The organism is Peribacillus sp. NPDC058002, from assembly GCF_042886655.1.
GTDB classification, from domain to species: Bacteria; Bacillota; Bacilli; order Bacillales; family DSM-1321; genus Peribacillus; species Peribacillus aracenensis.
In genome coordinates, this window is record NZ_JBHVQU010000166.1 from 1 (window position 1) to 8,231 (window position 8,231).

The following is an 8,231-nucleotide window of genomic DNA, read 5'->3' on the forward strand; positions in this document are numbered from 1 at the left end:
AAGTTAAAGCTGTCATCCAGGATAAATTACATGTAGCGTCAAAAGGGAGAACTCAGCCATTAATCATAACCGTCATATCCTAACTGTTTAAAGCCATGGAATTTTACAGTCATGCCAGTCACATCGTGAATATTATAAGTACCTGGTATGAAGTGCGGTTCATTCCCCATAACTTCTTAAGCTCAATGTCTGCTATGTTTCTTTTTGTTTATGGCGAATGATTTCAACTTCTCGTTTAGCTCTAATAAAAGCGATGAATTGAATCGTTTCCTCTTCAGAAAGAGAGATTCCATCGACAGCAAGCTTCATATTTGGTGAATCCGTCAATTCCATGGCTCGAGGTGACTCTGTGGTAATATCTTTAGATGGATAATCCACTCGACCTAGAATGTAATCAGTGGATGTATCATATAAGCCTGCTAATAAATTTACCGTTTCCAATGAAGGACGGCGATGGCCCGATTCGTAACCTGCATAGGTACTCTTGGCTATTCCGAGTCTGTCAGCGGTATATTGCAAAGACCACCTTTTGGCCTTCCTTAATGTAGTTAATCTATTTACGATCATTCTTATTACTCTCCTTTTATATAAATCGATTATAACATCAAATTGGAATAAGCGTACGCGTAATGAATGTTTTTAGCTTGATTTCACTCAGGAACATGACTATAATAACATGTGGTGTACGCGCAACATGTATATATCCAGCAAAAACATCCATTTCAAAGATGATGAATGATTGTAAAACGGGAGGCTTTATAGGGGGTAGTTTATTGGGGAAGTTGAAGTCAAAAATGAAGAAGTTGATGTTAATTACTACAGGTGGTACAATTGCATCGTTAGAAGGGAAAAATGGACTGGTTCCAGATATGAAAGCTGACGAATTTTTAGGACACCTGCCGGGATTGGATTTACTTTATCAGATTGATAGTAAGCCTTTGATGAATATTGATAGTACAAATATGCAGCCGGAAGATTGGACAGAAATGGCACAATCCATTCATGAGCACTACCATGATTACGATGGCTTTGTGATTACCCATGGAACAGATACAATGGCTTACACTTCAGCTGCGCTCTCATATATGTTACAAGATTTAAGGAAACCAATTATCATTACAGGTTCTCAAATCCCAATTGCCTTTAAAAAGACAGATGCCAAAAGAAATATCTCTGATGCGATTAGGTTTGCTTGTGAAGATATTGGAGGAGTATATGTTGTATTTGATGGTAGAGTCATCCAGGGTACTAGGGCCATTAAATTGAGAACTAAAAGCTATGATTCGTTTGAAAGTATTAACTATCCATATATCGCTACCATATTCAAAGATAAAATTGAGTATCTAAAGCCAGTTCATTCACCAAAGAAAAAGGAAGCTAAGTTAGATGCTTCCCTATGTACAGATGTTGCTTTAGTAAAGCTGCATCCCGGTATTAAACCTGAATTCTTTGATTCTCTGAAAAATCAATGTCGGGGTATCGTAATTGAAAGTTATGGAAGCGGTGGTATTCCATTTCAAAGAAGAAATATTTTAGAAAAATTGAATGAGCTAGTACAGTGTGGAATATCCGTAGTCATTACTACCCAATGTTTAGAAGAAGGGGAAGATATGGATATTTACGAAGTGGGACGAAAAGTGAATAAGAATGTCATCATTCGTTCCAGAAATATGAATACAGAAGCCATCGTTCCTAAGTTGATGTGGATCTTAGCCAAGACAAAGGATCCCAAAAAAGTGAAGGAAATGATGGAAACACCGATTGCAGAGGACATTACATTATAGAACAGACAAAGGGGTAAGAGGAAATGTTGACAGAAGAGAGAACATACCGCATCGAGAAAGACTTTCTTGGGGAAAAGGAAATTCCAGCTGATGTATATTATGGAATACAAACTTTACGCGCTGTAGAGAATTTTCCGATTACCGGTTACAAAGTCAATGAAGAAATGATTCGTGCACTAGCTATGATTAAAAAAGCAGCCGCATTAGCAAATATGGATACCAAACGGTTATATGATGGTATTGGAAGCGCTATCGTCAAAGCTTCTGATGAAGTGATCGATGGAAAGTGGCATGAATATTTCATCGTTGACCCAATTCAAGGCGGCGCAGGTACATCGATGAATATGAACATTAATGAAATCGTTGCCAACCGTGCGTTAGAATTCATGGGACACAATAAAGGGGATTATGTACAAGTAAGTCCAAATAGCCATGTTAACATGTCGCAATCAACCAATGACGTATTCCCAACTGCCATTCATTTATCAACACTAAGACTCTTAGAGCAATTGTTACAAACAATGACCAAGATGAGTACGGTTTTAAAAAATAAAGCAAAACAATTTGATCATGTTATTAAAATGGGACGCACACATCTTCAAGACGCAGTGCCAATTCGACTCGGTCAAGAATTTGAGGCATACAGTCGCGTGTTGGATCGGGATATAAAACGAATCAGTCAATCACGCCAACATTTATATGAAGTGAATATGGGGGCAACAGCAGTGGGAACGGGATTGAACGCAGATCCCCGTTACATTGAAAATGTTGTTAAATATTTAGCTGAAATCAGTAACTTGCCGCTTGTAGGTGCAGAACATTTAGTGGATGCAACCCAAAATACGGATGCATATACTGAAGTGTCAGCGTCATTGAAAGTATGTATGATGAATATGTCTAAAATTGCTAATGATTTACGTTTGATGGCTTCAGGACCGAGAGCGGGATTAGCAGAAATCACTCTTCCAGCACGTCAACCAGGTTCATCCATCATGCCAGGAAAAGTAAATCCAGTAATGCCAGAATTAATTAATCAAGTCGCTTTCCAAGTTATCGGGAACGATAATACGATTTGCTTAGCATCAGAAGCAGGACAACTAGAGTTGAACGTAATGGAGCCAGTCCTTGTATTCAATTTATTGCAATCAATTAGCATCATGAACAATGCTTTCAATGTCTTTACAGATTATTGCTTAGAAGGCATTGAAGCTAATGAGCAACATTTAAAAGATTATGTCGAACAAAGTGTTGGAGTGATTACAGCAGTCAATCCGCACCTTGGGTACGAAGTGGTTTCACGTATTGCGCGTGAAGCGATATTAAAAGGCAAATCAGTTCGCGAACTTTGTTTACAATATGATGTGTTGACAGAAGAAGAATTGGATCTAATTCTAAATCCTTATGAGATGACAAAACCCGGTATAGCGGGAGCTTCACTTTTTGAGCGTCAATAACCAGTAAATTAGTAGAAAACAATCTATATGATTTTGATGTAATGACTATGCCTTTAGGACCGTTGGTATAAAGGCATAGTCATTTATTTTATGCATTCCATTATGAAATGTTACCCAAACCGTCCGGCAACAGCTTCTTGGTATTATTATCTGAATATACAGATATCGTTTACCGTCGATCTAATCATGGAGGGGGTTACCCAATCATAAACAATCCATCCCCTTTAGAATATATTTAATATCATTAGCCGCAATCAAATCGCAATTAGATCAATCATTAGGTTGCCAGCAGGGTTAAACCAGTAAACAAGGACTGCGATTAATGCACCTGGCATAAAGAAAACCCTCGACGTTCATTAAAAACTATATCCGAGATATAACTGCATAATAAAGTGCCCGGAATGCCTGATGGAAAAGTTTTTACGAATTGAATAATACGCTGCATATCCAATGAAGTTTCCGAGGAAAACTTGTAAACTAAGTTTCTTATATTCGGAATCTATCTTTCCTTCAGGTAATCTCTCAACTGGTAAAACTGGCTAAAGTAATTTGAGCATCCAATTCCTCCTTAATATGATATTTTTGAACCTAATTGAGTTAAGTATTGATGATGACACATATAAAAAACCCATACTTAAATAAAAGGTCCTATTTAAGCATGAGTTCTCAAAATCACCACCATCGCTAGCTTGTAATAATTAACTATCTTCATAAGAAAACGGTGTGAGCATTTTTCGTGCCCACTCGTACAAATGAGGTACCATTTTCGTCAAGTTTAATAGACTAATATTTCATGCTAAGTTTTTTGGTATGTGTCCAAAGTTCCAATGAATATTAATGGTAAAGGTAAAACCAACTGGAATGACATGATTTTTTTTCATTTTTTTTTTTGATATTTAAAATAATGTACTTAGTCACTTCCAGGTGGAAAGGGAGGAGGACTTTGAAACAAGTGAATTGTTTTATCAAAAGTGTTACATTTCTAATGCTCGCATTTCTCATGTTTAGTGGTCAGGCTGCTTTTGCTTCATCAAGTTCATTATCATCACAATCCACGCCAGACCTTTTGATTCGGCAGATCATGGGTTTAGCCTATGAATCCCAGCAAACGATTAACAGTGGCCCATTTTCTGTAGGTGATTCATTGAAGAAAGTGGAAAAAGCCTGGGGTGCACCGGAAGATTTAAGTACCGTCGCGGCCAATTATTGGTCCCATAATATCCGTTTCCTCTATGACGGTTCAACAGGAAGAAAAACGATTACCGCCATTGATGATTTCGATCAGCAATTGCAAACCATCCATTTATCCATGTTGAAGGGATTGATTGGTGAACCTGTAAGTGAAGTGGAGCAAGAAGGGATGTACTATGTCACTTATACCGATTACGCAAATTATAAAGTGGTATTCGTGTTTGAAAGCGCCTGGATCAAGCCTGATCCAAGATTGAGTATGTATTCGGTTGAAATTGCGTCAGATTGATAAGGAACAATACAAAAAAGAATCGTCTCTATATTGTATAAGGGCGATTCTTTACTGTTAGTATCTTTAAATGGTTTCCTTACCACAGGGAGAATTTTGTTTAAGAATCTGAGTTTACCGTTCTATTCAATAATACTCAACCATACATTAAAAAGATGTAATAAGAATGATTAAGGGGGAACTGCTTTGTCAGAAGGTGTGCACAGTATCATTTTACCTGTTTCAATAAAAACGGTATGGGGATTTGTCAGTGTTATAGATCGTTGGGCACCTCTTGTCCCGGGATATATCAATCATGAGATGATGAATGAGTGGACACTCATCTGGGAGTTTAAAAGTGATTTGGGATTAATGAAGAAGAAAATAAAACTTGAAGTGAATATATTGGAATGGATTGAACCCGAAAAGGTAACATTTAAACTTAAGGGATTAAATGAAAAATTTGACGGGCATGGCTATTTTTTAGCAGAACAGTGCGGGGGTGGACAGACTAAAATGACTGGCTGCCTGGCGATTACGGCAAAAGGAGCCAAAGCCCCTATCGTCAATGCTTTGTTAAAAACCTACGTTCCCCAAATGACGATCGAGTTTTCTGAGGCTGTTGCACAAAGTCTCCTAGTACAAAAATAGAAATTACATATTGGAGCTATCATTATTGAATAGTGGCACTTGACAATTATACCTAAGTGGTATGTATTATAAATTGTAAGATTTTTATCAATCCTTCATTTCGACTGAATTGGTTTATGATGGATGTCTGGATAGGATTCATAAGTAATAGGCAGGGTAGGAGGTTTCACATGGAATATGACAATCAGGTTAAAAATAGAGTGAAGCGAATAGAAGGACAGCTTCGTGGGATATTGAAAATGATGGAGGAAAACAAGGATTGCAGAGAAGTAGTAACGCAGTTATCTGCCACTAGATCTGCAATCGATAGGACAATCGGGGTAATAGTAAGTTCTAATCTTGTAGAATGCGTTCGGGAGGCTAATGAAACCGGAGAAAAAAATCCCGAAGAGCTAGTGAAAGAAGCTGTGAATTTATTAGTGAAAAGCAGATAAGCAATTATAATTTATTGTTATTGTTGAATGTTTAAGACAATAATTAAAAACAATCTGACCAATCTGAGAAATACTAAATTTCCAGGGTGGGATTTTTTAAAAATGGGCCTCAACAGGAAGAGGTCCTTTTTTTTTGAATTCTCTGTTTTCACTTCTGTTAAGCAAATCCTTTGATATAAAGAATTTGCATGGTATCCTTAAAGGGATAAAAATTGAGTGAGGGAATACTATGGAATTTACGCATGTTACATCGGTTTTGCTCGGCCTCGTCATCATTCTAAATATTTTATTTGCCACGATTGTCATATTTTTTGAAAGAAGGGAAGCGAGCACCACCTGGGCTTGGTTATTGGTGTTATATTTTCTCCCTGTAGTCGGTTTTATTTTATATCTCCTTTTTGGAACGAGTTTAAGACACGCCCACTTATTCCAATGGGAGGACAAGAAGAAAATCGGGATTGAAGAAATTCTTGATAAACAGATGGAAGAGCTTTCGACGGATCATTTTCCTTTTCGAAACGCTTCTTCAAGTAATTACCGTGATTTGATTTATATGCATCTCCGGAACAATGATGCCGTGCTTACTGAAGATAATCAAGTCGATATTTTTACGGATGGAAAAAATAAGTTTGACCAGCTTTTTAAAGATATCGAAGCGGCAGAAAACCATATACACATACAATACTACATCATTCAAAGGGACGGCTTGGGTAAACGGTTCATTGAAGCTTTGACTAAAAAAGCGAATGAAGGCGTCAAAGTTCGGCTGCTTTATGACGAGCTGGGTTCCAGAGGGATGACTAAAAGTTTCTTCAGGGAATTTAGGCAGGCAGGAGGGCGAGTGGAGGCATTCTTTCCATCCAAATTAAAATTTATAAATTTACGGCTGAATTTCCGTAACCATCGAAAGCTAGTCATCATTGATGGAAAAGTAGGGTATGTTGGAGGCTTTAATGTTGGTGATGAATATTTAGGGCTTAATCCAAAATTCGGTTTCTGGCGTGATACACACCTTCGAATAAGGGGTTCAGCTGTCAAAGCCATTCAAACCCGTTTTATCCTGGATTGGAATCAGGCATCAAAGCACCATGATATAACTTATCAGCCTCATTATTTCCCTGTTTTAAAGCCTCATGGCAATATAGATTTGCAAATAGTGACAAGTGGGCCAGATTCTGAATGGGAACAAATTAAAAATGGCTATATTAAATTAATATCTTCAGCAAAGAAGTCGATTCTCATTCAAACACCTTACTTCATACCGGATGCAAGTTTATTGGATGCACTCAGGATTGCCAGCTTATCAGGGTTAGATGTAAAAATCATGATTCCGAATAAACCTGATCACCTTTTCGTTTATTGGGCAACAACTTTCAACGCAGGACAGTTATTAAGAGCGGGAGCTAAGATATACATCTATGATAACGGCTTTATTCATGCGAAGATGATCGTGGTGGACGAAGAGGTCTCCTCGGTGGGGACAGCAAACATTGATGTCCGTAGTTTTAAATTGAACTTTGAAGTCAATGCCTTCATTTATGATGAAGGAATGGCCGAAACACTGACAAGGATTTTTTATAAGGATGTTGAAGTCTGCAGGCAGCTTACAATTGAAGACTTTGAAAAGCGTTCAAAATGGATTCGTTTTAAAGAGTCCATTGCAAGGCTGGTATCACCCATATTATAATTTTTAATTACGGGCCATTACTATATGGACCGCTCAGACTGTAGACAAATTCGTAAAAGCGAGTTTGCCTGCAGTTTTTTTCTTTGATCAACGTTCATAATTTCACAAATCCGTTCCTTTCCGCCGCCTGTCTGCCAAGCCTCATCAAAGCAAGCATCTCTGTAGTCTCGGCAGGTTCGCAAATTTCTTCAATCCAATGAGGATTTATTTCATATAAATGAAAAAATCATGGAGTATAGCCAATAATGTTTTAAAAATTATAGTAATCATCCTCGGTAAGAATAGTGAAAGGGATTCGGCAGGAGACCATTCGGGCTCCATTTTGGTACAATAGTATATATCCATAAAAGGGGGAAATGCCGTGAAAACGTTTATAATCACAGGAGCTTCAAAAGGTTTTGGGGCTGCCATCGCCAAAGGCTGTTTGCAGACGAGTGATCATTGCATCTTAGTTTCCCGTACAGCCCATCCTGAAATGCAGCAGATGGCTGACAGATTCGGGAAGAAACTTACATTTATTTCACTGGACTTGAATGAAACTGAAAAGTTACCCTCCTTAGTCAATGAGATTCTTGCTGCTGTCGATGAAACAAGTGACATTTATTTCATTAATAATGCAGGTGTCATTGAACCGATAAAGCCGGTAGGAAACCTTGGTAGAGTAAATTTGGAAATGAGCATGCGGGTGAATTTCATGGCACCCATCGTACTGGCTGATGAATTCGTTAAACAGACAAAGGACTGGAACAGAAAGAAGGTAAT

Annotated in this window: 8 protein-coding genes and 2 pseudogenes; 7 read left to right on the forward strand and 3 right to left on the reverse strand. The window is 37.9% G+C overall.

The window, feature by feature from the left end:
- Positions 1–192: 192 nt before the first annotated feature.
- Entirely contained in the window at positions 193–567 is a 375-nt protein-coding gene (locus ACFVSH_RS20095; protein WP_260286468.1) for a helix-turn-helix domain-containing protein, read from the reverse strand.
- Positions 568–794: 227 nt separating this feature from the next.
- Here ACFVSH_RS20095 and ACFVSH_RS20100 point away from each other — a divergent pair, with 227 nt between their 5' ends.
- Both ACFVSH_RS20100 and aspA read left to right on the forward strand, forming a co-directional pair.
- Complete coding sequence (locus tag ACFVSH_RS20100; RefSeq protein WP_387599359.1) at positions 795–1,784, forward strand: asparaginase; 990 nt, start codon at positions 795–797, stop codon at positions 1,782–1,784.
- A gap of 23 nt (positions 1,785–1,807) precedes the next feature.
- Positions 1,808–3,238 (forward strand): aspartate ammonia-lyase, encoded by a 1,431-nt coding sequence (gene aspA, locus ACFVSH_RS20105; protein ID WP_260286469.1) that lies wholly within the window; start codon positions 1,808–1,810, stop codon positions 3,236–3,238.
- Positions 3,239–3,495: 257 nt separating this feature from the next.
- On the opposite strand, the pseudogene ACFVSH_RS20110 reads toward aspA, so the two are convergent.
- A pseudogene (locus tag ACFVSH_RS20110) lies at positions 3,496–3,647 on the reverse strand (glycerol-3-phosphate transporter); the annotation flags it as partial.
- Positions 3,646–3,741: pseudogene (locus ACFVSH_RS20115) on the reverse strand (hypothetical protein); the annotation flags it as partial. The pseudogenes ACFVSH_RS20115 and ACFVSH_RS20110, both read right to left, overlap by 2 nt.
- Before the next feature lie 449 nt (positions 3,742–4,190).
- Here ACFVSH_RS20115 and ACFVSH_RS20120 point away from each other — a divergent pair.
- The 5 genes from ACFVSH_RS20120 to ACFVSH_RS20140 form a co-directional block, all read left to right on the forward strand.
- Positions 4,191–4,718: a DUF4309 domain-containing protein gene (locus ACFVSH_RS20120; protein WP_387707499.1), complete on the forward strand. Its 528-nt coding sequence runs from the start codon at positions 4,191–4,193 to the stop codon at positions 4,716–4,718.
- Between the two features lie 186 nt (positions 4,719–4,904).
- A complete protein-coding gene (locus ACFVSH_RS20125; RefSeq protein ID WP_387599170.1) occupies positions 4,905–5,348 on the forward strand; it encodes an SRPBCC family protein in 444 nt (147 codons plus the stop codon).
- A 170-nt stretch (positions 5,349–5,518) separates the two neighbouring features.
- Positions 5,519–5,782: a metal-sensitive transcriptional regulator gene (locus ACFVSH_RS20130; protein WP_260286471.1), complete on the forward strand. Its 264-nt coding sequence runs from the start codon at positions 5,519–5,521 to the stop codon at positions 5,780–5,782.
- A 229-nt stretch (positions 5,783–6,011) separates the two neighbouring features.
- Positions 6,012–7,469, forward strand: coding sequence for a cardiolipin synthase (gene cls / locus ACFVSH_RS20135; RefSeq protein WP_387599166.1), 1,458 nt, complete (start codon positions 6,012–6,014; stop codon positions 7,467–7,469).
- 361 nt (positions 7,470–7,830) lie between these two features.
- Positions 7,831–8,231 (forward strand): SDR family NAD(P)-dependent oxidoreductase (locus ACFVSH_RS20140; protein WP_387707497.1); only part of this gene is annotated, 401 nt, incomplete at its 3' end.

Excerpts from the sequence above, each read along its gene's own strand:
- ACFVSH_RS20100 (WP_387599359.1), top strand. The coding sequence starts at position 795 with ATGAAGAAGTTGATGTTAATTACTACAGGTGGTACAATTGCATCGTTA.
- ACFVSH_RS20130 (WP_260286471.1), top strand. The coding sequence starts at position 5,519 with ATGGAATATGACAATCAGGTTAAAAATAGAGTGAAGCGAATAGAAGGA.
- ACFVSH_RS20095 (WP_260286468.1), bottom strand. The coding sequence starts at position 567 with ATGATCGTAAATAGATTAACTACATTAAGGAAGGCCAAAAGGTGGTCT.
- aspA (WP_260286469.1), top strand. The coding sequence starts at position 1,808 with ATGTTGACAGAAGAGAGAACATACCGCATCGAGAAAGACTTTCTTGGG.
- cls (WP_387599166.1), top strand. The coding sequence starts at position 6,012 with ATGGAATTTACGCATGTTACATCGGTTTTGCTCGGCCTCGTCATCATT.